Origin of the sequence: Paraburkholderia sp. JPY419 (assembly GCF_050435705.1) — a bacterium.
In the GTDB taxonomy this organism is placed as follows: Bacteria; Pseudomonadota; Gammaproteobacteria; order Burkholderiales; family Burkholderiaceae; genus Paraburkholderia; species Paraburkholderia youngii.
Genome location: NZ_JBNDKV010000002.1, coordinates 281,844 through 305,384 on the forward strand (window position 1 = coordinate 281,844; position 23,541 = coordinate 305,384).

Annotated in this window: 22 protein-coding genes; 12 read left to right on the top strand and 10 right to left on the bottom strand. The window is 64.8% G+C overall.

Features of this window, described 5'->3' with window-relative positions:
• Positions 1-49: 49 nt before the first annotated feature.
• The 5 genes from moaD to QFZ91_RS07500 all read right to left on the bottom strand — a co-directional run bounded on the left by moaD (position 50) and on the right by QFZ91_RS07500 (position 5,951).
• On the bottom strand, positions 50-307 hold the full coding sequence (gene moaD, locus QFZ91_RS07480) for a molybdopterin converting factor subunit 1 (RefSeq protein WP_429566825.1): 258 nt from the start codon (positions 305-307) through the stop codon (positions 50-52).
• Between the two features lie 54 nt (positions 308-361).
• Complete coding sequence (locus QFZ91_RS07485; protein ID WP_429568607.1) at positions 362-1,573, bottom strand: molybdopterin molybdotransferase MoeA; 1,212 nt, start codon at positions 1,571-1,573, stop codon at positions 362-364.
• A 236-nt stretch (positions 1,574-1,809) separates the two neighbouring features.
• Positions 1,810-3,261: a threonine synthase gene (gene thrC / locus QFZ91_RS07490; RefSeq protein WP_368612142.1), complete on the bottom strand. Its 1,452-nt coding sequence runs from the start codon at positions 3,259-3,261 to the stop codon at positions 1,810-1,812.
• 8 nt (positions 3,262-3,269) lie between these two features.
• Positions 3,270-4,601 (bottom strand): homoserine dehydrogenase, encoded by a 1,332-nt coding sequence (locus QFZ91_RS07495; protein ID WP_429566826.1) that lies wholly within the window; start codon positions 4,599-4,601, stop codon positions 3,270-3,272.
• A 102-nt stretch (positions 4,602-4,703) separates the two neighbouring features.
• Positions 4,704-5,951, bottom strand: coding sequence for a pyridoxal phosphate-dependent aminotransferase (locus tag QFZ91_RS07500; protein WP_309235140.1), 1,248 nt, complete (start codon positions 5,949-5,951; stop codon positions 4,704-4,706).
• Between the two features lie 457 nt (positions 5,952-6,408).
• On the opposite strand from QFZ91_RS07500, the gene QFZ91_RS07505 reads away from it, so the two are divergent.
• From QFZ91_RS07505 to QFZ91_RS07560, 12 genes are all read left to right on the top strand, one after another.
• The gene (locus tag QFZ91_RS07505) at positions 6,409-6,783 is read left to right on the top strand and encodes an Mth938-like domain-containing protein (protein WP_176377877.1); all 375 of its coding nucleotides are present in this window, start codon (positions 6,409-6,411) and stop codon (positions 6,781-6,783) included.
• A gap of 112 nt (positions 6,784-6,895) precedes the next feature.
• On the top strand, positions 6,896-8,647 hold the full coding sequence (locus QFZ91_RS07510; protein WP_429566827.1) for a glycosyltransferase family 39 protein: 1,752 nt from the start codon (positions 6,896-6,898) through the stop codon (positions 8,645-8,647).
• Positions 8,648-8,671: 24 nt separating this feature from the next.
• Entirely contained in the window at positions 8,672-9,043 is a 372-nt protein-coding gene (locus tag QFZ91_RS07515; protein WP_013089326.1) for an SMR family transporter, read from the top strand.
• A gap of 176 nt (positions 9,044-9,219) precedes the next feature.
• On the top strand, positions 9,220-10,371 hold the full coding sequence (locus tag QFZ91_RS07520; RefSeq protein ID WP_429566828.1) for a DegT/DnrJ/EryC1/StrS family aminotransferase: 1,152 nt from the start codon (positions 9,220-9,222) through the stop codon (positions 10,369-10,371).
• Between the two features lie 6 nt (positions 10,372-10,377).
• A complete protein-coding gene (locus tag QFZ91_RS07525; RefSeq protein ID WP_176119907.1) occupies positions 10,378-11,421 on the top strand; it encodes a glycosyltransferase in 1,044 nt (347 codons plus the stop codon).
• Positions 11,418-12,347: a formyltransferase gene (locus QFZ91_RS07530; RefSeq protein ID WP_429566829.1), complete on the top strand. Its 930-nt coding sequence runs from the start codon at positions 11,418-11,420 to the stop codon at positions 12,345-12,347. Before QFZ91_RS07525 ends, QFZ91_RS07530 begins: the two co-directional genes overlap by 4 nt.
• Positions 12,344-13,390 (top strand): bifunctional UDP-4-keto-pentose/UDP-xylose synthase, encoded by a 1,047-nt coding sequence (locus tag QFZ91_RS07535; RefSeq protein WP_176108676.1) that lies wholly within the window; start codon positions 12,344-12,346, stop codon positions 13,388-13,390. Before QFZ91_RS07530 ends, QFZ91_RS07535 begins: the two co-directional genes overlap by 4 nt.
• Positions 13,391-13,400: 10 nt before the next feature.
• The gene (locus QFZ91_RS07540; protein ID WP_176377881.1) at positions 13,401-14,294 is read left to right on the top strand and encodes a polysaccharide deacetylase family protein; all 894 of its coding nucleotides are present in this window, start codon (positions 13,401-13,403) and stop codon (positions 14,292-14,294) included.
• Positions 14,295-14,499: 205 nt separating this feature from the next.
• Complete coding sequence (locus QFZ91_RS07545; protein ID WP_176377882.1) at positions 14,500-14,961, top strand: peroxiredoxin; 462 nt, start codon at positions 14,500-14,502, stop codon at positions 14,959-14,961.
• 355 nt (positions 14,962-15,316) lie between these two features.
• On the top strand, positions 15,317-17,155 hold the full coding sequence (locus QFZ91_RS07550) for a PhoH family protein (protein WP_429566830.1): 1,839 nt from the start codon (positions 15,317-15,319) through the stop codon (positions 17,153-17,155).
• Positions 17,156-17,367: 212 nt separating this feature from the next.
• The gene (locus QFZ91_RS07555; RefSeq protein WP_429566831.1) at positions 17,368-18,453 is read left to right on the top strand and encodes an NlpC/P60 family protein; all 1,086 of its coding nucleotides are present in this window, start codon (positions 17,368-17,370) and stop codon (positions 18,451-18,453) included.
• A 51-nt stretch (positions 18,454-18,504) separates the two neighbouring features.
• Positions 18,505-19,311 (top strand): SDR family NAD(P)-dependent oxidoreductase, encoded by an 807-nt coding sequence (locus tag QFZ91_RS07560; RefSeq protein WP_429566832.1) that lies wholly within the window; start codon positions 18,505-18,507, stop codon positions 19,309-19,311.
• A gap of 166 nt (positions 19,312-19,477) precedes the next feature.
• Here the strand turns inward: QFZ91_RS07560 and QFZ91_RS07565 are convergent, their stop codons facing one another.
• From QFZ91_RS07565 to rpsR, 5 genes are all read right to left on the bottom strand, one after another.
• Complete coding sequence (locus QFZ91_RS07565) at positions 19,478-20,488, bottom strand: inorganic phosphate transporter (protein ID WP_429566833.1); 1,011 nt, start codon at positions 20,486-20,488, stop codon at positions 19,478-19,480.
• A complete protein-coding gene (locus QFZ91_RS07570; RefSeq protein WP_429566834.1) occupies positions 20,488-21,114 on the bottom strand; it encodes a DUF47 domain-containing protein in 627 nt (208 codons plus the stop codon). Before QFZ91_RS07570 ends, QFZ91_RS07565 begins: the two co-directional genes overlap by 1 nt.
• A gap of 115 nt (positions 21,115-21,229) precedes the next feature.
• The gene (locus tag QFZ91_RS07575; protein WP_176108683.1) at positions 21,230-22,618 is read right to left on the bottom strand and encodes a replicative DNA helicase; all 1,389 of its coding nucleotides are present in this window, start codon (positions 22,616-22,618) and stop codon (positions 21,230-21,232) included.
• A gap of 166 nt (positions 22,619-22,784) precedes the next feature.
• Positions 22,785-23,237, bottom strand: coding sequence for a 50S ribosomal protein L9 (gene rplI, locus QFZ91_RS07580; protein WP_368717915.1), 453 nt, complete (start codon positions 23,235-23,237; stop codon positions 22,785-22,787).
• A 27-nt stretch (positions 23,238-23,264) separates the two neighbouring features.
• On the bottom strand, positions 23,265-23,540 hold the full coding sequence (rpsR, locus tag QFZ91_RS07585) for a 30S ribosomal protein S18 (RefSeq protein ID WP_008922421.1): 276 nt from the start codon (positions 23,538-23,540) through the stop codon (positions 23,265-23,267).
• Position 23,541 lies beyond the last annotated feature (1 nt).

Sequence of the window (23,541 nt, forward strand, 5' to 3'; positions counted from 1 at the left end):
TGAAGGCTTGTGACGCTGGCGTGGACGTGATGATGCACGTGAGCGCGGCTCAGCCGCCGGTGACGGGCGGAAAGAACGCGACCTCGCAGCCCTCGGTGATACGCGTGCTCGCGTCTGTCATCACGTGGTTGCAGGCCATGCGCAGCGCGCGGCCTTCGGCGAGCGTCTCGGCCCAGATGCCGCCACGCACGCGCAGCCACGCGCGCACGTCGCCGACGGTCGCGATGCTGTCGGGCACCTCGACGGTTTCGTCGGAGGTATTGAGCGCTTCACGTACGCTCGCAAAGTATCGAAGTTCAATCTTCATCGGGATACCGCCGGTTTGTGCCGCGCATGCCGCGCATGCCTCGGATAGCCGGCCTCAGTTCAGCAGTTCGGAAAACGGAATGAAGCGCACGGTTTCGCCGGCGCTGATCGCGTGGTTCGGCGGATTGTCGATCAGGCCGTCGCCCCACACGGTCGACGTCAACACTGCCGAGCTCTGATTGGCAAACAGTTCGAGCCCGCCGGCCGCGTTGACGCGCGCGCGCAGGAATTCGTTGCGGCGATCGGCCTTGCCCTGCGTGAAGTCCGCCCGCAGCGACAGCGCGCGCGGCGCGACCGCCTGCACGCCGGCCAGCCGCAGCACGAACGGACGCACGAACAGAAGGAACGTGACGAAGCTCGACACCGGATTGCCCGGCAGGCCGATGAAAAACGTTTCGGCCGTGCCCGCCGCGCCACGGCGCACCGCGCCGAATGCGAGCGGCTTGCCCGGCTTCATCGCGATCTGCCACATCGACAGACGCCCTTCGGCCTCGACCGCCGGCTTCACATGATCCTCCTCGCCGACCGACACGCCGCCGCAGGTGAGAATCAGATCGTGCGCCTCAGCGGCCTCGCGCAGCGTTGCACGGGTCGCGTCGAGCTGATCGGCGACGATGCCGTAGTCGGTCACGTCACAGCCGAGCTTTTCGAGCAGTCCGCGCAGCGTGAAGCGATTCGAGTTGTAGATCGCGCCGGGCTTCAGCGGCTCGCCGGGCATCGTCAATTCGTCGCCGGTGAAAAACACGGCGACCTTCACGCGCCGGCGCACCTCGAGCTGCGCGCATCCGACCGACGCGGCAAGCCCCAACGCCTGCGGCGTGAGCCGCGTGCCGGCCGGCAGGATCACCGAGCCCGCGCGAATATCGGCGCCCTGCGCGGTGATCCACTCGCCCGCCTGCGGACGATGCACGATCGTCACCTCGTCGCCGGCCACCTCGGTCTGCTCCTGCATCACGACCGCGTCCGCGCCAGCGGGCACCGTCGCGCCGGTGAAGATGCGTGCCGCGCTATTGGGCGCGAGTGGCGCCGGCGCACGGCCGGCCGGAATCCGTTGCGAGACCGGCAGGCGGCTGCCGTGCGCGAGATCGGCGATACGGACTGCGTAGCCGTCCATCGCGCTCGTGTGCATCGGCGGCACGTCGAGCGGCGACTTGACGTCGGTGGCGAGCACGCGATTCAGCGCGTCGAGCGTCGGCAGCGTTTCGATACCGTCGATCGCTCGCGCGGCGTCGAGCAGGATCGCCAACGCATCGGCAGTGGCGAGCATCGGAGCGCGGGGCGTGGGTGTGGACATCTGGAGTGTCGAAGCCGCAGGTTAAAAGAACATTGTAGCGGCCGATGCCGTTAGCCTGGGCGGCCGGGCGTCATGGAGAGTTTTTTGTGATTTTCGCTGCGTGGCCGCCGAGGGTGCGGCCAGCGTTTTTTCGTAGTGCGGGCGTGGGCGTCGGGATGCCGCGTGAGCCGAAACAGCCCACACGGCCCGCTTGCCCTCGCCGGTCGCCCTTATTCGCCGGTATTCGCGACGATGAAGTCCTTCACCCGCTGCGCATCCGCGGGTACGACCTCGAAGCGCTGCGGCAGCGATTCGAGCCCCGCGAACGCCGCCGGCCGCTCCGGTTCGCGCAGCAGCGCTTCGCGGATCGTCTCGCCGAACTTGATCGGCTGCGCGGTCTCGAGCACGATCATCGGAATGCCCGGTTGCAAATGCTCGCGCGCGACCTTCACGCCGTCGGCCGTGTGCGTGTCGATCATCGTGTCGTAGCGCTGGAACACGTCGCGGATCGTCTCGACGCGGGTGTCGTGGTTGCTGCTGCCGGACACGAAACCGAACTCCCTCACGCGCGCGAAGTCGCCGCTCGCCGCGAGGTCGAAACCGCCCTTCTCCTCGACGTCGCGGAACAGTTGCAGCACGCGCGCCGGATCGCGGCCGAGCAGGTCGTACACGAAACGCTCGAAGTTCGACGCCTTCGAGATGTCCATGCTCGGGCTGCTCGTGTGATACGTCTCGGCCGCCTTGCGCACGCGGTAGATGCCGGTGCGGAAGAACTCGTCGAGCACGTCGTTTTCGTTGGTCGCGACGACGAGCTTTTCGATCGGCAGACCCATCATGCGCGCGATGTGACCCGCGCAGACGTTGCCGAAGTTGCCCGACGGCACCGTGAACGACACGCGCTCGTCATTCGACTTCGTCGCGGCAAAGTAGCCCTTGAAGTAATAGACGACCTGCGCGACGACCCGTGCCCAGTTGATCGAATTGACCGTCCCGATCTTGTACTTCGCCTTGAACGCGTGATCGTTCGACACCGCCTTCACGATGTCCTGCGCGTCGTCGAACACGCCTTCCACCGCGAGGTTGAAGATGTTCGGGTCTTGCAGGCTGTACATCTGGGCGGTCTGGAACGCGCTCATCTTTTTGTGCGGCGACAGCATGAACACGCGGATGCCCTGCTTGCCGCGCATCGCGTATTCGGCGGCGCTGCCGGTATCGCCCGACGTCGCGCCGAGAATGTTCAGCGTTTCGCCGTGCTTCGCGAGCGCGTACTCGAACAGGTTGCCGATCAGCTGCATCGCCATGTCCTTGAACGCGAGCGTCGGCCCGTTCGACAGTTCGAGCAGCGACAGCGGCGCGCCGTCTTCGACGCCGAGCGTCTTCAGCGGCGTGATCTGCGCGGCGCTTTCGTCGTCGCGCACGTTGCAGTAGGTCGCGGCCGTGTAGGTCTTGCGCGTCAGCGCGCGCAGATCGTCGGCGGGGATGTCGTCGCAGAACTTCGACAGGATCTCGAACGCGAGATCCGCATACGGCAGTGTGCGCCAGCGCGTGAGTTCATCAGCGGTGACGCGCGGATATTCGGCCGGCAGATACAGGCCGCCGTCTTTCGCGAGACCGCCGAGCAGGATGTCGGAGAAGGTATGGCGCTCGCCGGCTCCGGCGCCGCGCGTGGAGAGGTAGTTCATAGTTCGGCCTAGTTCAGCGCTTCCATGCGCAGCTTCGTGACTTGCGAGACGACGGTCTGCAGCGCCTCGATCGACTTGATCGCGGCGTTGACCTGCTTTTCGACCGTCTCGTGCGTGATCAGCAGGATGTCGGTTTCGCCCTTGCCGTTCGCGTCGACGAGTTCCGATTCCTTCTGCAGCAGCGCGTCGATCGAAATGCCGGTGTCCGCCAGAATGCGCGTGATGTCGGCGAGCACGCCGGTCACGTCGGCGACGCGCAGGCGCAGGTAGTAGCCGCTCGTGACTTCTTCGATCGGCAGGATCGGCGTGTTCGACAGGCTGTCCGGCTGGAACGCCAGATGCGGCACGCGGTGCTCGGGGTCGGCCGTGTGCAGACGCGTCACGTCGACCAGATCGGCGACCACCGCTGACGCCGTCGGCTCGGCGCCTGCGCCCTTGCCGTAGTACAGCGTCGTGCCCACCGCGTCGCCATGCACGACGACCGCGTTCATCGCGCCTTCCACGTTCGCTAGCAGGCGTTTTTCCGGAATCAGGGTGGGATGCACGCGCAGTTCGATGCCTTTATCGGTGCGCCGCGTGATGCCGAGCAGCTTGATGCGATAGCCGAGTTCCTCGGCGTACTTGATGTCGATCGCGGCGAGCTTGCTGATGCCCTCGACGTACGCGCGGTCGAACTGCACCGGCACGCCGAACGCGATCGCGCTCATGATCGTCGCCTTGTGCGCGGCGTCGACGCCCTCGATGTCGAAGGTCGGATCGGCTTCCGCGTAGCCGAGCTCCTGCGCGGCCTTCAGCGCGGTCGCGAAATCGAGCCCGCGGTCGCGCATCTCCGACAGGATGTAGTTCGTCGTACCGTTGATGATGCCGGCGATGTACTGGATACGGTTCGCCGTCAGGCCTTCGCGCAGCGCCTTGATGATCGGAATGCCGCCCGCCACCGCCGCTTCGAACGCGACCATCACGCCGTTCGCGCGCGCCGCCTCGAAAATCTCCGTGCCATGTACGGCGAGCAGCGCCTTGTTGGCGGTGACCACGTGCTTGCCGTTGCTGATCGCGCGCAGCACGAGGTCGCGCGCAATGCCTGTGCCGCCGATCATTTCCGCGACGATCGCGATCGACGGATCGTCGACGACCGCGTTGAAGTCATCGGTCAGCGCCACGCTGCCGGCTTCGCCGCCGAGCGCCGCCGTCGCCTTGGCCGGGTTGCGCACGGCGATGCGCGCAATCTCGATGCCGCGGCCCGCGCGACGTTTGATTTCTTCCTGATTGCGGCGCAGTACCGTGAAGGTGCCGCGGCCTACCGTGCCGAAGCCCAGCAGTCCAACTTTGATCGGTTCCATGCAGCGTGTGTTTCTAATAGAGGTTTGAAAAGGGTGTCTGGGGTGGCACGAGCGGCGCGCCTGATGCGCCGCGTCACGCGCCACATCGTACGCGAGGCCGGCTCAGGCTGTGTGACGCTTGCGGTAGCCATCGAGGAAGCGCGCGATCCGGTTGATCGAATCCGCGAGGTCGTCGACGTTCGGCAGGAACACGACGCGGAAGTGATCCGGCGTCTTCCAGTTGAAGCCGGTGCCCTGCACGAGCAGCACGCGCTCTTCAAGCAGCAGGTCGAGGATGAACTGCTGGTCGTTCTGGATCGGATACACCTTCGGGTCGAGGCGCGGGAACATGTACAGCGCCGCTTCCGGTTTCACGCAGCTTACACCGGGGATCGCCGTGAGCATCTCATACGCGAGCTCGCGCTGCTTGTACAGGCGCCCGCTCGGCACGATCAGGTCGTTGATGCTCTGATAGCCGCCGAGCGCGGTCTGGATCGCATACTGGCCGGGCACGTTCGGACACAGCCGCATCGATGCGAGAATGCCGAGCCCTTCCAGATAGTCTTTCGCGAGCCGGCGGTTCTCGCCGGTCAGGCCCGAAATGGCCATCCAGCCGGCGCGGTAGCCGCACGAGCGGTAGCTCTTCGACAGGCTGTTGAACGTAACGGTCAGCACGTCTTCGGACAGCGACGCCATCGACGTGTGCTTCTTGCCGTCGTAGATGATCTTGTCGTACACCTCGTCGGCGAAGATCACGAGGCCGTGCTGGCGCGCGATCTCGATCAGGCCGAGCAGCAGTTCGTCCGAATACAGCGCGCCGGTCGGGTTGTTCGGGTTGATCACGACGAGCGCGCGCGTGTTCGGCGTGATTTTCGCGCGGATGTCGTCGAGGTCGGGCATCCAGCTATTCGACTCGTCGCAGATGTAGTGCACCGGCGTGCCGCCCGCGAGGCTCACGCCGGCGGTCCACAGCGGGTAGTCGGGCGCGGGCAGCAGCACTTCGTCGCCGTCGTTGACGAGGCCCTGCAGCGCCATCACGATCAGCTCGGACGCGCCGTTGCCGATGTAGATGTCGTCGAGCTCGACGCCGTGCACGCCCTTTTGCTGCGTGTAGTGCATGATCGCCTTGCGCGCGGCGAACACGCCCTTCGAATCGGAGTAGCCCGACGAGCTGGGCAGGTTCAGGATCATGTCCTGAATGATTTCATCGGGTGCCTCGAAACCGAACGGCGCCAGATTGCCGATGTTCAGCTTGATGATGCGGTGGCCCTCTTCTTCGAGCCGCTTCGCGTGTTCGAGGACGGGCCCGCGAATGTCGTAGCAGACATTCAACAATTTGTTGGATTTGAGAATCGGTTTCACGGCGGGCACTTCATCCTGGTTGATGGCTGGGGCAAACCTTGGGCAAACGGGGCCCGGCTGACGTCACCGGGCCGCTCGGATTCACCGATACGGGAATTCGGACGCGGCGGCGCCACCGAAGGCGGCCAACTGCGAAATGGGGTCGAACTGTCGAGCGGCCGCGGCTTTCCGGGTTCCGGCGCGGGGAAAAAAACGCAGCGAAAGCGGGCGATGCCAGCACAGGTAGCCGGTGGGCCACGCGGATGCGCCCAGCGCGGCTTGTGGCGGCACTTGAGCGAGGGGCGCCGCAAGGCGGCTAAAAAGTTATAATTTAGCGGATTTTGGCCGACTTCCGCAATGCACCACCCGCAACGGCAAGCCTTTTCGGCCTTCTCGTGTGTCACACGCGTCGAACCGCACGGCCTGTGCGACGTGCATCCAGGCCGGCAATACGCATGACGTCTCACGACGACTTCGGAAAACCAATTTGAAATTACATCAGGATTCCAGCGGCGCGCTGAATACCGTTACCGGCTACGGCGCCGACTACGTCGAAATCAATCTGGTGCGTCACGCGGGCAGTATTCTCGTGCTGCCGGACGCGCCGGTCATTTCCTGGCCCGTCTCGTCGTTCGAGCAGCTGAGCGCCGAGCATTTCGCGATGCTGGTCGACGCCGCGCCCGAAGTGGTCGTGTTCGGCAGCGGCGAGCGGCTGCGCTTTCCGCACCCGCGGCTGACCGCCGCGCTCACCGCGAAACGCATCGGCGTCGAAACGATGGACTTCAAGGCCGCCTGCCGCACCTACAACATTCTGATGGCGGAGGGCCGCAAGGTCGCGGCCGCGTTGCTGATCGAAGCCTGAGCGGGCCCGGCGCCGGCGCATCCCGCGCGAGCCCGCGCCGGCGCCGGCCCCGTTCTGGCCCCCGCGCCGCGCCCGTGCGCGCGTCGTCGATAACAAGAAGGGTTGATATTTCATGAACGATACGCCGTCGAGGCTACCGCTCAACCGCACCGCAATCCTGTTGCTGGTGCTGGTTCTCGCCGTGATCTGGTTCGTGCCGCTCGGCTGGCGCCATCTGCTGCCGAGCGACGAAGGCCGCTACGCCGAAATGGCGCGCGAAATGTTCCTGACCGGCGACTGGATCACGCCGCGCTACAACGCCTACAAGTACTTCGAGAAGCCGCCGCTGCAGACCTGGGCGAACGCGCTGACGTTCGCGTGGTTCGGCATCGGCGAATGGCAGGCGCGCCTCTATACCGCGCTGACGGGCTTCGCCGGCGTGCTGCTGATCGGCTTCACCGGCGCGCGCGTGTTCAACGCGGCGACCGGCGTGTTCGCGGCGCTCGTGCTCGCCTGCGCGCCGTACTGGAACCTGATGGGCCACTTCAACACGCTCGACATGGGCCTGTCGTTCTGGATGACCCTCACGCTGTGCGCGCTGCTGCTCGCGCAGCGCCCGAACCTGCGCCTCCCGTGCGTGCGCGGCTGGATGTGGGTGTGCTGGGCGTCGATGGCGCTGGCGGTGCTCTCCAAGGGCCTCGTCGGGCTGATCCTGCCGGGCGCGGTGCTGGTGCTCTACACGCTGATCGCGCGCGACTGGGCGCTGTGGAAGCGGCTTCACCTGCTGAGCGGCCTGATCGTCTTTTTCGCGATCGTCGCGCCGTGGTTCGTCCTCGTGCAGCAGCGCAATCCGGAATTCCTGAACTTCTTCTTCGTCGTCCAGCAGTTCAAGCGCTATCTGACGCCCGAGCAGAATCGCCCCGGCGCGTTCTACTACTTCGTGCCGGTGCTGCTGGTGGGCTTCCTGCCGTGGCTGTCGGTAACCGTGCAAAGCGTGCGCCACGCGTGGCGTCAGCCGCGCCAGCCGAACGGCTTCGCGCCGGTCACGCTGATGCTCACGTGGATCGTCTTCATTTTCCTGTTCTTCAGCGCGTCGCACTCGAAGCTGCTGTCCTACACGCTGCCGATCGCGCCGCCGATCGCGATGTTGATCGGCATGTACCTGCCGCTCGTCACGCGCGAGCAGCTGCGCCGGCATCTGGCGGGCTACGCGCTGTTTTTCGTGGTCGCCGCGTTTGCCGCGCTGTTCCTGCCGCGCCTCGGCTCCCAGCGTAATCCGGCCGCGCTGTACGCCGAATTCCGCGTGTGGGTGCTCGCCGGGCTGGCCGTGGCTTTCGTGCTCACGCTGGTCGCGTTGTGGCTGAACCGCCGCGGCGAGGATGGCGTGGGCGCCAACGCGCGGGTCGGCCTCGGCAGCCTTGCCGCGTTCGGCTCGGGCTGGCTGCTGCTCGCCACGATCGCGGGCACCGGCCACGACGTGTTCGGACGCCTGAGCTCCGGCGCGCCGCTCGCGCCCGCGATCAAGGCAAAACTTGCGCAGCTGCCGCCCGACACGCCGTTCTACTCGGTCGGCGTGCTCGACCACACGCTGCCGTTCTACATCGGCCACACGATGATCATGGTCGCGCACCCGGACGAGCTCGCGTTCGGCGTGTCCGTCGAGCCGCAAAAATGGGTGCCGACGGAACAAGCGTGGATCGAGCGCTGGAAGGCCGATCGCTACGCGCTCGCGCTGATCCCGCCGCCGACCTACGAGCGCCTCGTCAAGCAAGGCGTGCCGATGCAGGTGATCGCGCGCGATCCGCGTCGCGTGGTGGTGATGAAGCCGCTCGCCGACCGGGCTCCCGCCGCTGCCCCCGCCTCCACGCCCGCGGCAAAGCCCTAATCCTTTAGAGAACCAGACCGTTCGATGAACCCGATTTCCCTCTTCTGCATCCTCGCCGGCGTCACGCTGAACGCCGGCGCGCAGCTGCTGCTCAAGGCCGGCACGAATGCCGTTGGACACTTCGAATTCACCCGTGCGAACATCCTGCCCATCGGCTTCAAGCTGGCAACCCAGCCGCCCATCATCGGCGGGCTCGCCTGCTACGTGATCAGCGTGGCGGTATGGATTATCGGGCTCTCGCGTGTGGACGTGTCGATCGCGTATCCGATGCTGTCGCTTGGCTACGTGGTCAACGCGATCGCCGCGTGGTATCTGTTCGGCGAAGTGATGTCGGTGCAGAAGCTGGTCGGCATCGGCATCATTCTGGTCGGCGTGGTCGTGCTCGCGCGCAGCTAGCCGCCGCGCCTCGCGCAGGAACCCACGCGGCACACGAGCCGCCTAAGCCTGACGTAAGGTAGGGCGCGGTAAGCTGCACGGTTGCGTTTTTTCCGCCGCGGCCTTGGGTTTGCGCGTAGTTTGTGGTTTACTTCGCGCCCGTCGGGCCGCGCCCCTTTCAATCGAGCGATGCATTCATGAGCCAGTCACAAGTCCCGTTTTTGCCGTTTGTCAAACCCGAGATCGACGAGGAAACGATCCAGGGCGTCGCCGACGTGCTGCGTTCCGGCTGGATCACCACCGGCCCGCAGAACCAGAAGTTCGAGGCCGCGCTGTCCGAGTTCTGCGGCGGCCGCCCGGTGCGCACGTTCAATTCCGGCACGGCGACGCTCGAAATCGGCCTGCGCATCGCCGGCGTCGGTCCCGGCGACGAAGTCATCACGACGCCGGCCACCTGGGTGTCGACCTCCAACGTGATCCTCGAAACCGGCGCGACGCCGGTGTTCGCCGACATCGACCCGGTCACGCGCAACATCGATCTCGATCTGCTCGAAAAAGCCATCACACCGCGCACCAAGGCGCTGCTGCCGGTGTACCTGTCCGGTTTGCCGGTCGACATGGACCGTCTGTACGCGATCGCCCGCGAGCACAAGCTGCGCGTGATCGAAGACGCCGCGCAGGCGTTCGGCTCGACCTGGAACGGCGAGCGCATCGGCAAGCTCGGCGACATCGTGTCGTTCAGCTTCCACGCGAACAAGAACCTGACCTCGGTCGAAGGCGGCGCGCTCGTGCTGAACAACGAAGAAGAAGCGGTGCTCGCTCAAAAATACCGGCTGCAGGGCATCACGCGCACCGGCTTCGACGGCATGGACTGCGACGTGCTCGGCGGCAAGTACAACCTGACCGACGTCGCCGCGCGCGTCGGCCTCGGCCAGCTGCCGCATCTGGAGCGCTTCATCGCACAGCGCAAGAAGCTCGTGCGCGCGTACTTCGCGCAGCTCGAAGGCGGCGCGGCCGTGAAGCTCGGCGTCGGCTTGCCCGCCGCGGACTTCCAAAACAGCAACTGGCACATGTTCCAGATCACGCTGCCGCTCGAAAAACTGTCGATCGACCGCGCCGGCTTCATGGGCGAACTGAAGGAGCGCGGCATCGGCTCGGGCGTGCACTACCCTGCGCTGCACCTGTTTTCCCTGTACCGCGCGCGCGGCTTCAAGGAAGGCATGTTCCCGCACGCGGAGCGCTTTGGCGCCTCCACCGTCACGCTGCCGCTCTTCACGCTGATGAACGAAGGCGATGTCGAGCGCGTGTGCCGCGCGGTCAACGAAATTTGCGAACACTACGGAAAGTAAGCGGACATGACTTATTCGGAACATCGCGCCGTCGCACCGGAAGTGTCGATCATCATTCCGGTGTACAACGAGGAAGCCGGACTGGCCGCGCTGTTCGCGCGCCTCTATCCGGCGCTCGATGCACTCGGCACCGGTTATGAAGTGATCTTCATCAACGACGGCAGCCGCGACAAATCCGCGGCGCTGCTCGCCGGGCAGTTCCGCGCGCGGCCCGACACGACGCGCGTGATCCTGCTGAACGGCAACTACGGCCAGCACATGGCAATTCTCGCGGGCTTCGAGCAGTCGCGCGGCGACATCGTAATCACGCTCGACGCCGACCTGCAGAATCCGCCCGAGGAAATCGGCAAGCTCGTCGCGAAGATGCGCGAGGGCTTCGACTACGTGGGCACGATCCGTCGGCAGCGTCAGGACAGCCTGTGGCGCCGCAAGGCGTCGCGCGCGATGAATCATCTGCGCGAGCGCATCACGCGCATCAAGATGACCGACCAAGGCTGCATGCTGCGCGCGTACAGCCGTCACATCATCGATACGATCAACCGCTGCGGCGAAATCAACACGTTCATCCCCGCGCTCGCGTACACGTTCGCGCAGAATCCGGTGGAAGTCGAGGTCGCGCACGAAGAACGCTTCGCCGGTGAGTCGAAGTACTCGCTGTACTCGCTGATCCGCCTGAATTTCGACCTCGTCACCGGCTTCTCGGTGGTGCCGTTGCAATGGCTGTCGTTCATCGGCGTGATCCTGTCGCTAGGCTCCGCGGCGCTGTTCGTCCTGCTGCTGATTCGGCGCTTCATCATCGGCGCGGAAGTTCAAGGTGTGTTCACGCTGTTCGCTATCACCTTCTTCCTGCTCGGCGTGATCATCTTCGCGCTCGGCCTGCTCGGTGAATACATCGGCCGGATCTATCAGCAGGTGCGTGCGCGGCCGCGTTATCTGGTGCAGACCATTCTCGAAGAACGCGACGGCGGCGCCGTCGCCGAAGCGCCGCGCCAGACCGTCGCGCAAGGGGTGCAGCCGGTGCCGGTCGCCGATCAGGGACACCAGCCATGAAGCCGCGCGCCGTCGTATTCGCGTATCACAACGTCGGCGTGCGCTGCCTGCAAGTGCTGCTCGCGCGCGGCGTCGACGTCGTGCTCGTCGTCACGCACGAAGACAACCCGAGCGAGAACATCTGGTTCGGCAGCGTGGCATCGGTGGCGGCCGAGCACGGCATCGCCGTCATCACGCCGGCCGATCCGAAGAGCCCGGAACTGCGCGCCGCGGTGAGCGCCGCGCGGCCGGACTTCATCTTCTCGTTCTACTACCGCCACATGCTGCCGCCCGATCTGCTCGCGATCGCCGCACGGGGCGCTTACAACATGCACGGTTCGCTGCTGCCGAAGTATCGCGGCCGCGTGCCGACCAACTGGGCGGTGCTCAACGGCGAGAGCGAAACCGGCGCGACGCTGCACGAAATGGCCGCAAAACCCGACGCCGGCGCGATCATTGCGCAAACACCGGTGCCGATCCTCCCCGACGACACCGCCGCGCAGGTCTTCGACAAGGTCACGGTCGCCGCGGAGCAAACGCTCTGGCGCGTGCTGCCGGCGCTGCTCGCGGGCGAGGCGCCGCATCTGCCGAACGATCTCGCGCACGGCAGCTACTACGGCGGCCGCAAACCGGAAGACGGCCGCATCGACTGGAGCCAGTCCGCGCAGCAGGTCTACAACCTGATCCGCGCGGTCGCACCGCCGTATCCGGGCGCTTTCACGGATCTGAACGGCCATCGTTTCATCGTTGCACGCGCGCGTCTGGCCGTGCCCGGCGCGCTCCGCTCGGATTTGCCCCCGGGCCTGCACGTAAGCGATAATGCCGTTTTCGCAATTTGCGGCGACGGCCGCGCAATCAACATCCGCGAATTGCGGCACCAGCACGATGGCGGCGAGACTGCCGTCAGTCCGGCGAAATTCGCCCAGCTCATCCAATCTCATTCATGAAAAAAGTCCTGATTCTGGGTGTGAATGGCTTTATCGGCCATCACCTGTCCAAACGCATTCTCGAAACGACCGACTGGGAAGTGTTCGGGATGGACATGCAGACCGAACGTCTCGGCGACCTCGTCAATCATGAGCGGATGCACTTCTTCGAAGGCGATATCACGATCAACAAGGAATGGGTCGAATATCACATCAAGAAGTGCGATGTGATCCTGCCGCTCGTCGCGATCGCCACGCCCGCAACCTATGTGAAGCAGCCGCTGCGCGTGTTCGAACTCGACTTCGAGGCGAACCTGCCGATCGTGCGTTCGGCCGTCAAGTACGGCAAGCACCTCGTGTTTCCGTCGACCTCCGAGGTCTACGGCATGTGCACGGACGAGCAGTTCGATCCGGAAGAATCGCAGCTGTCGTACGGCCCGATCAACAAGCCGCGCTGGATCTACGCGTGCTCGAAGCAGCTGATGGACCGCGTGATCTGGGGCTACGGCATGGAAGGCCTGAACTTCACGCTGTTCCGTCCGTTCAACTGGATCGGCCCGGGCCTCGACTCGATCTACACGCCGAAGGAAGGTAGCTCGCGCGTGGTCACGCAGTTCCTCGGCCACATCGTACGTGGCGAGAACATCAGCCTCGTCGACGGCGGCGCGCAAAAGCGCGCATTCACGGATATCGACGACGGCATCAGCGCGCTGATGAAGATCATCGAGAACAAGAACGGCGTCGCCACCGGCAAGATCTACAACATCGGCAATCCGACCAACAACTTCTCGGTGCGCGAGCTCGCGCACAAGATGCTGGCACTTGCGGCCGAATTCCCCGAATACGCGGACTCGGCCAAGAAAGTGCAACTGGTCGAAACGTCGTCGGGCGCGTACTACGGCAACGGCTATCAGGACGTGCAGAACCGCGTGCCGAAGATCGACAACACGAAGCAGGAACTCGGCTGGGCACCCACGTCGACTTTCGACGAAGCGCTGCGCAAGATTTTCGAAGCGTATCGCGGCCACGTCGCGGACGCCCGCGCACTCGTCGAACAGCAATAAGGGCGCATCCTTGGCTCGCATCGTCCTGAAGATCGACGTCGACACGCTGCGCGGCACCCGCGAAGGCGTGCCGAATCTCGCGCGCATCTTCGACCGTTTCAAGGCGCGCGCCACCTTCCTGTTCAGCCTCGGGCCCGACCATACCGGTTGGGCGATGCGCCGCGTGCTGCGGCCGGGTTTTCTGAAGAAGGTGTCGCGCACGTCGGTGGTCGAGCATTACGGCGTCAAACAGCTGATGTACGGCGTGCTGCTGCCCGGTCCGGACATCGGCGCGAAGGCCGCGGCCGAGATGCGCGCGATCCACGAAGCCGGCTTCGAGTGCGGCATCCATACCTGGGATCACGTGTACTGGCAGGACAACGTGCGCGCCAAAGATCGCGCGTGGACCGTCGCGCAAATGCAGCAGAGCCACGCGCGCTTCATCGAGGTATTCGGCACGCCGCCCGTCACGCACGGCGCGGCGGGCTGGCAGATGAACGGCCACGCGTTCGAGCAGATCGACGCGTGGGGCATGCACTACGCGTCTGATGGTCGCGGCCACTCGCCGTATCTGCCGGTGGTCGACGGCAGGACGCTCAAGCACGTGCAGATGCCGACCACGCTGCCGACGCTCGACGAAGTGCTGGGTGTCGATGGTGTCGACACGCACAACGTCGCCGCGTGGATGCTGAAACAAACCGAAAAAAATCCGCACGACCAGGTGTTCACGCTGCACGCGGAACTCGAAGGACAGAAGCTCGCGCCGGTATTCGAACAGTTGCTCGAAGGCTGGCGCGCGCAGGGCCACACGTTCGCCACGATGGGCGATTACTACGCCACGCTAGACCGCGACACGCTGCCCTCGTACCCTGTTACGTGGGGTGAGATCCCGGGGCGCTCCGGCGAACTGATCGTCCAGCCCTGAAGGGCCGCGGCGCGGTGCGAAAGTCGTCGTCGGTAAGCACGCCGCTTGCTGCCTGCCCGTTCGCCGCGTGGCCTGCCGATCTGGCAGCCGCAAGGCAACCGCAAGGCCGCACGCCGACCGAATCCCCGAACAACAACAACCTCGACGACAGACCGGCCGACGCCGCGGCACCTAGCGACGCCGGCCCCAACCACCGGAGAACCTCGTGTCCATCGCAGTCGACCAACCCATCCCCGACTTCACCGCCGCCGCGACGGGCGGCGAAATCACGCTGTCAAAGCTGCGGGGCAAGAAGGTGGTGCTGTATTTCTATCCGAAGGACAACACGCCGGGCTGCACGACCGAAGGTCTGCAGTTCCGCGATCTGTATCCGAAGTTCAAGAAGGCCGGCGCGGAAGTGATCGGCGTGTCGCGCGACAGCTTGCGTTCGCATGACAACTTCAAGGCCAAGCTCGAACTACCCTTCCCGCTGATTTCTGATCCGGAAGAAACCGTCTGCGCGCTCTTCTCCGTCATCAAAATGAAGAAAATGTATGGCAAAGAGGTACGGGGAATCGAGCGCTCCACGTTCCTCATCGACGCCGCTGGCGTGCTGCGCCAGGAGTGGCGCGGCGTCAAGGTGCCGGGTCACGTCGACGAAATTCTGGAGGCTGTACAAGCGCTTTGATGCGCGTTATATTGGGCCGCAATGAGTGCCTGCCCACCCCATATTTTTCTCCGCTGCGCCAGCTCTGCCGGCCGCTTGACCGGGTCCACCGGTGCCGTTCCGAGCGTGAGGCGCAATGCGAGCATCATCGTCGAGCCGCTCGCCCCGGATGCCGGGGCGGCGGCTTTTTTAATTGCGCGCGACCGCTCGTTCACTGGTTCGCGCGCTTCCGTCAAGGAGCCTATCGAAGACCAGGCGAACCGGCATCTCTAGACCGAATGCGCGCCTCCTCGCGCAGACTGGGTGCCCCATGAAGGCATCGTCAGAATGCGACGGGCGGCGCACGATATGCGACCCGATCATTTCGAGGGAAACCATGCCTTTGCCTACTCCCCCCAGCAAGCTCGGCAATCTTTTGTCGCCTGACGAATACAAGGCCAAAGCCGTCACGCCCGCTCGCTCCACTGCGAAAAAACAGGCGCGTGAAGGGGAATCCGCAGAGTCGGCCGATTACGGCCGCGCCAATGTTGCCACCCCGATGGCGCACGCCGCCAACGCCGCCACCACGTTGTGGCCCGTGCCCGCCGTCGAATCGCCGCCCGCCGCGCAACCCGCGCCGGCGCGTGGCCGCAAGACCAAACAGACCGCCGCGCTGTTGCAGCCGGTTCCATCCGGGCGCTCGCAGCTCGGGGACGACGAGGCCGCAACGCAGCCGGTCGTCGCACGCGCGAAGCACCCCACGGCCGAAACAGCCGCCGCACCCGCCGCGGCGACCCCGGCCGCCACGCGCAAGAAACGCGGCGCCAGCGCCGCGCCAGTCGAGGTGCAGAAGCTTTTCGTGCTCGACACCAACGTGCTGATGCACGATCCGAGCTGCCTGTTCCGTTTCGAGGAGCACGACGTCTATCTGCCGATGATGACGTTGGAAGAGCTCGACAACCACAAGAAGGGGATGTCGGAAGTCGCGCGCAACGCGCGTCAGGTGAGCCGCACGCTCGACGCGCTCGTCGCGAACGCGGGCGACATCACCGGCGGCATTTCGCTCGCGCGGCTGGGCAGCCGCGAGGCATCCGGACGCCTGTTCTTCCAGACCCGGCTGACCGCGATCGAGCCCGTCGAAGGGCTGCCCGAAGGCAAGGCGGACAACCAGATCCTCGGCGTCGTGCGCGCGCTGCAGCGCGATCGCGCGGATCGCCAGGTCGTGCTGGTGTCGAAAGACATCAACATGCGCATCAAGGCGCATGCGCTCGGCCTGCCCGCCGAAGATTACTTCAACGACCAGGTGCTCGAGGACAGCGACCTGCTGTACACGGGCATCCGCGCACTGCCGCAAGACTTCTGGACCCGGCACGCGAAGGGCATGGAAAGCTGGCAGGACACCAAAACCGGCACCACGTACTATCGTGTGACGGGTCCGCTGTGCGCTTCGATGTTGGTCAACGAGTTCGTTTATCTGGAGCCGCAGAACGGCGAGCCCGCGTTTCATGCGCTCGTGCGCGAGCTGAACGGCAAGACCGCGCTGCTGCAAACGCTGCGTGACTATGGCCACCACAAGAACAACGTGTGGGGCATCACGGCGCGCAATCGCGAGCAGAACTTCGCGCTGAACCTGCTGATGAATCCGGAAATCGACTTCGTCACGCTGCTCGGCCAGGCCGGCACCGGCAAGACGCTCGTCGCGCTCGCGGCGGGCCTCGCGCAGGTGCTCGACGACAAGCGCTACAACGAGATCATCGTGACGCGCGCGACGGTGCCGGTCGGTGAAGACATCGGCTTCCTGCCGGGCACCGAAGAGGAAAAGATGCAGCCGTGGATGGGCGCGTTCGACGACAACCTCGAAGTGCTGCAAAAAACCGACGACGCCGCCGGCGAATGGGGCCGCGCCGCGACCCAGGAGCTGATCCGTTCGCGCCTGAAGATCAAGAGCATGAACTTCATGCGCGGCCGGACGTTCGTCGACAAGTATCTGATCATCGACGAGGCGCAGAACCTGACGCCGAAACAGATGAAGACGCTCGTCACGCGCGCGGGTCCGGGCACGAAGATCATCTGCCTCGGCAACATCGCGCAGATCGACACGCCTTACCTGACCGAGGGCAGCTCGGGGCTGACCTATGTGGTCGACCGCTTCAAGGGCTGGGCGCACAGCGGACACGTGACGCTCGCGCGCGGCGAGCGCTCGCGCCTCGCTGACTACGCGTCGGAGATTCTCTAGGCGTTCCGAGGTCCCTATCCGGCTTTTCATCGCAAGCCGCGTCCGGTTCGTTCCGGGCGCGGCTTTTTTATTGCGCCGACGTTCTCCGCAGGCAACACTTAGCGCACAAACTTCAAGTAATTTATCAACAATTCTTGCGGCAGCCTTGTTGGGCGGCTACCATCCCGACATCGTCAGTGAGTAAATGGGCGCTTACCGCCCGTGCCGTCTTCATGCGCCGACTCGCCCTATCGCTGCTGCCCGTCCTGCTGCTCGCCGCCTGCGCCGGCGCGCCGCAGAAGAGCTCGCGCGGGTCTGGCGGCACCGTCGTCGCGAACGGCGCCTATCACGCGCCGCCGCCCGGCTTGCCCCATTTCGTCGACCACAGCATCGGCCGCGAGGAGATCTCGATTCAGGCGATGAGCCTCGTCGGCGTGCCCTACCGCTGGGGCGGCAACACGCCCGACAGCGGCTTCGACTGCAGCGGGCTCGTGCGCTACGTGGTGCTGCGCGCGGCGTCGGTGAACCTGCCGCGCACGACGGCCGAGATGAGCGGGCGCGGCGAATCCGTCGAGCCGGACGAAATCGCGCCCGGCGATCTGATCTTTTTCAATACGACGGGGCGCGCGCATTCGCACGTCGGCATCTACGTAGGCAAGCTGCGCTTCGTCAACGCACCATCGACCGGCGGCACGGTGCGGCTCGACTATCTGACCAATCCCTACTGGGCGAAGCGTTTCGACGGCATCCGCCGGATGGCGGGACCGGCGGCGACGCCCGCGCCATTCGATACGCCGAGCTATCAGGCGGCGGCGCCGCAAACGGAGCGCGCTGCCGCGGGCGCCGCGGCGACGGTGGCGGTTCGGCCAGCTGCCACCTATGCCGGCGCAATGCCGCCGACCGGTGCAGGCAGCGGCACGCCCGTCGCGCAAACCGATCAATTCGAGCCGCCGCCGTCGGGCCTCAGCGACGCGCAACTGCAGGCGCGCTCGGCGGGCGCCGTGGCACCGCCGCCGGTCGCGGCGGCTCAGACACGCATGTACGAAAGCGGCGCTCCTTCACCCGCTCAACCGATGCAGCCCGCCACGACCGCCCGCGTCCTCCCGCCAACCGCACCCGACGCGATCGACGCCGCCGCCGATGCATTCGAACCGCCGCCGCCCGCTTCCATCGCGGCACGCCTGGCCCGTCAGGCACAGCAGACCGACGGCGCTGGCGCCGTGCAGCTGATGCGCGCGTCGACTGCTTCCGACGGCGCGCCCGCACCCACGCAAAGCAGCGACGACCCGATCGCCCGTTTCGCGAACGGCAACTTCTGAGGCCGTGATCTGCTATCGTCATCGATATTCTTTCGACGGCGGGTAACGACCATGGAACTCGGGCTCAAAAATAAGGTGGTGCTCATTACCGGCGGCAGCAAGGGCATCGGTTTCGCCTGCGCGCGGGCCTTCGCACAGGAAGGCGCGAAGGTCGCGATCGTGTCGCGCGACCCCGCCAACCTCGCGCGCGCCTACGAACAGCTGAAACAGGAAGGATTCCACGTGCATCGCACGCGCGCCGACCTGCACGAGCCGCACAGTGCCGCCGATATCGTCGAAGAAGTCAGCGCCGCGGTAGGCCCGATCGACGTGCTGATCAATAGCGCCGGCGCCGCGCGCCGGTACGACCCCGAGACGCTCGATGCCGACGCATTTCGCGCGACGATGGAGGCGAAGTATTTCCCGTATATTTATCCGCAGCAGGAAGTGCTGCGCCGTATGGCCCAGCGCGCGAAGGCCAACGGCGGCGTCGAGCCGGGCACGATCGTCAATATCATCGGCATGGGCGGCAAGGTCGCGAGCGACATCCATATCGCGGGCGGCGCGGCCAACGCGGCGCTGATGCTCGCAACCGTCGGCCTCGCGCACTACTACGCGCGCTATGGCATCCGCATCAACGCGATCAATCCGGGTGCGACGCTGACCGAGCGGGTCGAGGAAGCGGTCCAGCTGGAGGCGGCGCAGCAAGGCATCGGCCACGAGGAGGCGCTCGCGCGCGGCCAGGCCCGGATGCCGCTCGGCCGCTACGCAAAGCCTGAGGAAATCGCCGACGTGGCGCTGTTCCTCGCGAGCCGCCGTGCAAGCTATGTGACGGGCGCGATCATCCCGATGGACGGCGCAAACGCACCGCTGATCTGAACGGATCGAGCGACGCGCCGGTCCTCAGGACGACGCAAGCGCGCTTTCAATCGAACTGCGTAGGGAAACCGATGCGATGCAACGGGCGGCATCAAGCCGAAGCCCGCGCGTGCTGTTTAGCCAGACCCAGCCAAATCGAGCAGCGCAGGCCTGTATCGCAAGGTGATTACAGGAAGTGGTGACCCAGCCACCATGCTCCGCCGGACAGCAGCGCGGACGCCGGGATGGTCAGAATCCACGCCCACACGATGTTACCGGCGACGCCCCAGCGCACCGCGCTCAACTTCTGTGTCGCGCCGACCCCGACGATCGCGCCGGTGATCGTATGCGTGGTGGAGACGGGGATACCGAGCGCCGACGCGGTGAACAGCGTGAGCGCTCCGCCCGCCTCCGCACAGAAGCCGCCGACCGGCTTCAGCTTCGTGATTTTCTGCCCCATCGTGCGCACGATTCGCCAGCCGCCGAACAGCGTGCCGAGACCCATTGACAGATAGCAGCCGCCGATCACCCACAGCGGCGGCGCATTCGCCTTCATCGACGCAAAGCCGGTTGCGATCAGCAGCATCCAGATGATGCCGATGGTCTTCTGCGCGTCGTTGCCACCGTGACCGAGGCTGTACAGGCCAGCGGAAAGCAGTTGTAGACGGCGGAAGCGCCGGTCGACCTTGCTCGGCGGCGTGCGGAAGTACAGCCACGACACCAGCAGCATGAAGAACGAGCCGAGCACGAAGCCCAGCAGCGGCGAAACGAAGATGAACGCGACGGTCTTCATCAGACCGTCCCAGTTCAGCGCCCCCCAGCCCGACTTGGCGAGCGCCGCGCCCACGAGCCCGCCGATCAGCGCGTGCGACGAACTGGACGGAATGCCGTAGACCCAGGTGATCACGTTCCACACGATCGCGCCGGCCAGCGCGCCGAAGATCACATAGTGATCGACGATGTCCGGATCGATCGTGCCCTTGCCGACGGTTGCGGCCACCTTCAGGTGAAACACGAAATACGCGATGACGTTGAACGCCGCCGCGAACGCCACCGCCTGCTGCGGCTTCAGCACGCCGGTCGATACGACCGTGGCGATCGAATTCGCCGCGTCGTGAAAGCCGTTCATGAAGTCGAACACCAGCGCAATGGCAACCAGGCCGGTTACGACCCAGATAGCGAGTTGTATCGATTGCATTATGCGTTTTCCAGCACGATGCCTTCGATGATGTTCGCCACATCCTCACACTTGTCCGTGATCGTTTCGAGCAGCTCGTAGATCGCCTTCAGCTTGATCAGGGCCTTGACGTCGTCTTCCTCGCGGAACAGCTTCGACATCGCCGCGCGCAGCACGCGGTCGGCTTCCGATTCGAGCCGGTCGATTTCCTCGCAGGCCTTCAGGATCTGGCGCGCCTGCTTCATGTCCGACAGCAGGCTGACCGCGAACTGCACGCGCTCGCAGGTCGCCGTGCAGATATGCGCGAGCTGGCTCGCCTCCGACGTGACCGCTTGCACGTCGTACAGCGAGATCGCGGTGGCGACGTCCTCCATCAGGTCGAGGATGTCGTCCATCGTCGTGATCAGCTTGTGGATCTCGTCACGGTCGAGCGGCGTGATGAAAGTCTTGTGCAGCAGGTCGATGGCTTCGTGCGTGAGCTTGTCGGCCGCTTTCTCGGCCTTTTGCACGTTTTGCTTGTGGATTTCGGCGTCCTGCAGATTGTCGATCAGGAGCTCGAGTTCGCGGCTTGCCGAGATGATGCACGTTGCGTGCGAATTGAAGATTTCAAAGAACTTGCCCTCGGTGGGCATGAATCGACCGAACATTGGGATCCTGGAAATGGGTCACGTAATGGCTGACATAAAACCGCCATATTGTACCGTTCCGCCATCATTGCCGCACTCGCTACAGCGCCGTTACAACAGCCCCCGGCGCGTCGTGTCACTCGCCGCCGTAGAAGTTCTGCGCGCCCGCAAAATTGTCGAATTTCGTGTATTGACCGTGGAACGTGAGGCGAACCGGGCCGATCGGACCATTCCGCTGCTTGCCGATGATGATCTCCGCGGTGCCCTTGTCGGGGCTGTCCGGGTTGTACACTTCGTCGCGGTAGATGAACAGGATCACGTCGGCGTCCTGTTCGATAGCGCCCGATTCGCGCAGGTCCGACATGATCGGCCGTTTGTTCGGCCGCTGCTCGAGGCCGCGATTCAGCTGCGACAATGCGATCACCGGCACGTCGAGCTCCTTCGCGAGGCCCTTCAGCGAACGCGAGATTTCCGAGATTTCGGTCGCGCGGTTTTCGCCCGCCGACGAGCCGCTCATCAGTTGCAGATAGTCGATGATGATCAGCCCGAGCTTGCCGCACTGGCGCGACAGCCGGCGCGCGCGCGAGCGCAGTTCCATCGGATTCAGACCGCCGGTTTCGTCGATGAAGATCTGCGCCTCGCTCATTTTCTGCACCGCGTGCGTGAGCTTCGGCCAATCCTCGTCGGTCAGACGCCCGGTACGCATGCGATGCTGATCGAGCCGGCCGACCGAGCCGAGCATACGCATCGTGAGCTGCGTGCCCGGCATTTCCATCGAGAACACCGCGACGGGCAGTCCGTACTCGACCGCGACGTACTCGCCGATGTTCATCGAAAACGCCGTCTTACCCATCGACGGACGGCCCGCGACGATGATCAACTCGCCGCCGTGCATGCCGGAGGTCATGCGGTCCAGATCGACGAAGCCGGTTGGCGTGCCGGTCACGTCGCTCGGATTGGCGGTGTGATAGAGCGTATCGATCCGTTCGACCACCTGGGTCAGCAGCGGCCCGATCTCGAGAAAGCCCTGGGTGCCGCGCGCGCCGTCTTCGGCGATCGAAAACACCTTCGATTCCGCTTCGTCCAGCAATTGCCGGACTTCCTTGCCTTGAGGGTTGAACGCGTCGGCGGAGATTTCATCGGCGACCGACACAAGCCGGCGCAGCACCGCGCGGTCGCGCACGATTTCCGCGTAGCGGCGGATATTGGCCGCGCTCGGCGTGTTCTGCGCGAGCGCGTTCAGGTAAGCGAGGCCGCCGACCTCTTCCGCCTTGCCCGAAGTGCCGAGCGCTTCGTAGACGGTGACCACGTCGGCCGGACGCGTGGCCGCGATCAGCTTGCCGATGTGCTCGAAGATGATGCGGTGGTCGTAACGGTAGAAGTCGCTCTGCGCGAGGAAGTCGGCGATGCGGTCCCATGCCGCGTTGTCGAGCAGCAGGCCGCCCAGCACCGATTGCTCGGCTTCGATCGAATGCGGGGGGACTTTCAGCGACTCGAGTTGGGGATCTTTGGACGGTGCGTTCATGGGGAGGAATTATCGGGCAATCCGACGACGGCTGCGAGCGGAAAAAACGCCAACTCGGGGATACTCGACGGATAGTGGGGCACAAAAAAAGCAGGGGCCGGTTACCCGGCCCCTGCCCTTCACCAGCGAAGTGCTCGCTGATCCTGCGTAATGCTCAGCGGTCGACTTAGACGTGCTCGCCGATCACTGCCACCGTCACATCGACGAGAACGTCGGTGTGCAGCGAAACTTGAACCGGGTGCTCGCCAACCATCTTCAGCGGGCCTTCCGGCAGACGCACCTGCGCCTTTTCCACCGCGAAGCCTTGCTTGCCCAGTGCTTCAGCGATGTCGGCATTCGTCACCGAACCGAACAGACGGCCGTCGACGCCAGCCTTCTGATGGATCTGAACCGTCTGGCCTGCCAGCTTTTCGCCTTGAGCCTGAGCGGCTGCCAGCTTTTCAGCGGCGACCTTTTCGAGTTCTGCGCGGCGCACTTCGAATTCAGCCAGGGCTTCTTTCGTTGCACGGCGAGCTTGCTTGTTCGGGATCAGGAAGTTACGTGCGTAACCGTCCTTGACCTTCACGATGTCGCCCAGGTTACCCAGATTGACGACTTTTTCCAGAAGAATGATTTGCATTCGGATGCTCCTTATCGCGTCGTCGGGTTAGGCCTTGTGCTGGTCGGTGTACGGCATCAGCGCGAGGAAACGCGCGCGCTTGATAGCCGTGTCCAGCTGGCGTTGATAGTGCGCCTTGGTACCCGTGAGACGTGCCGGCGTGATCTTGCCGTTCTCGCCGATGAAGTCCTTCAGCGTTTCGATGTCTTTGTAGTCGATGTACTCGACGCCAGCGGCCGTGAAACGGCAGAACTTCTTGCGCTTGAAGAGCGGGTTCTGTTGCTGACGACGCTTGTCGAATTTCTTACCAGTCGGGCGGGGCATG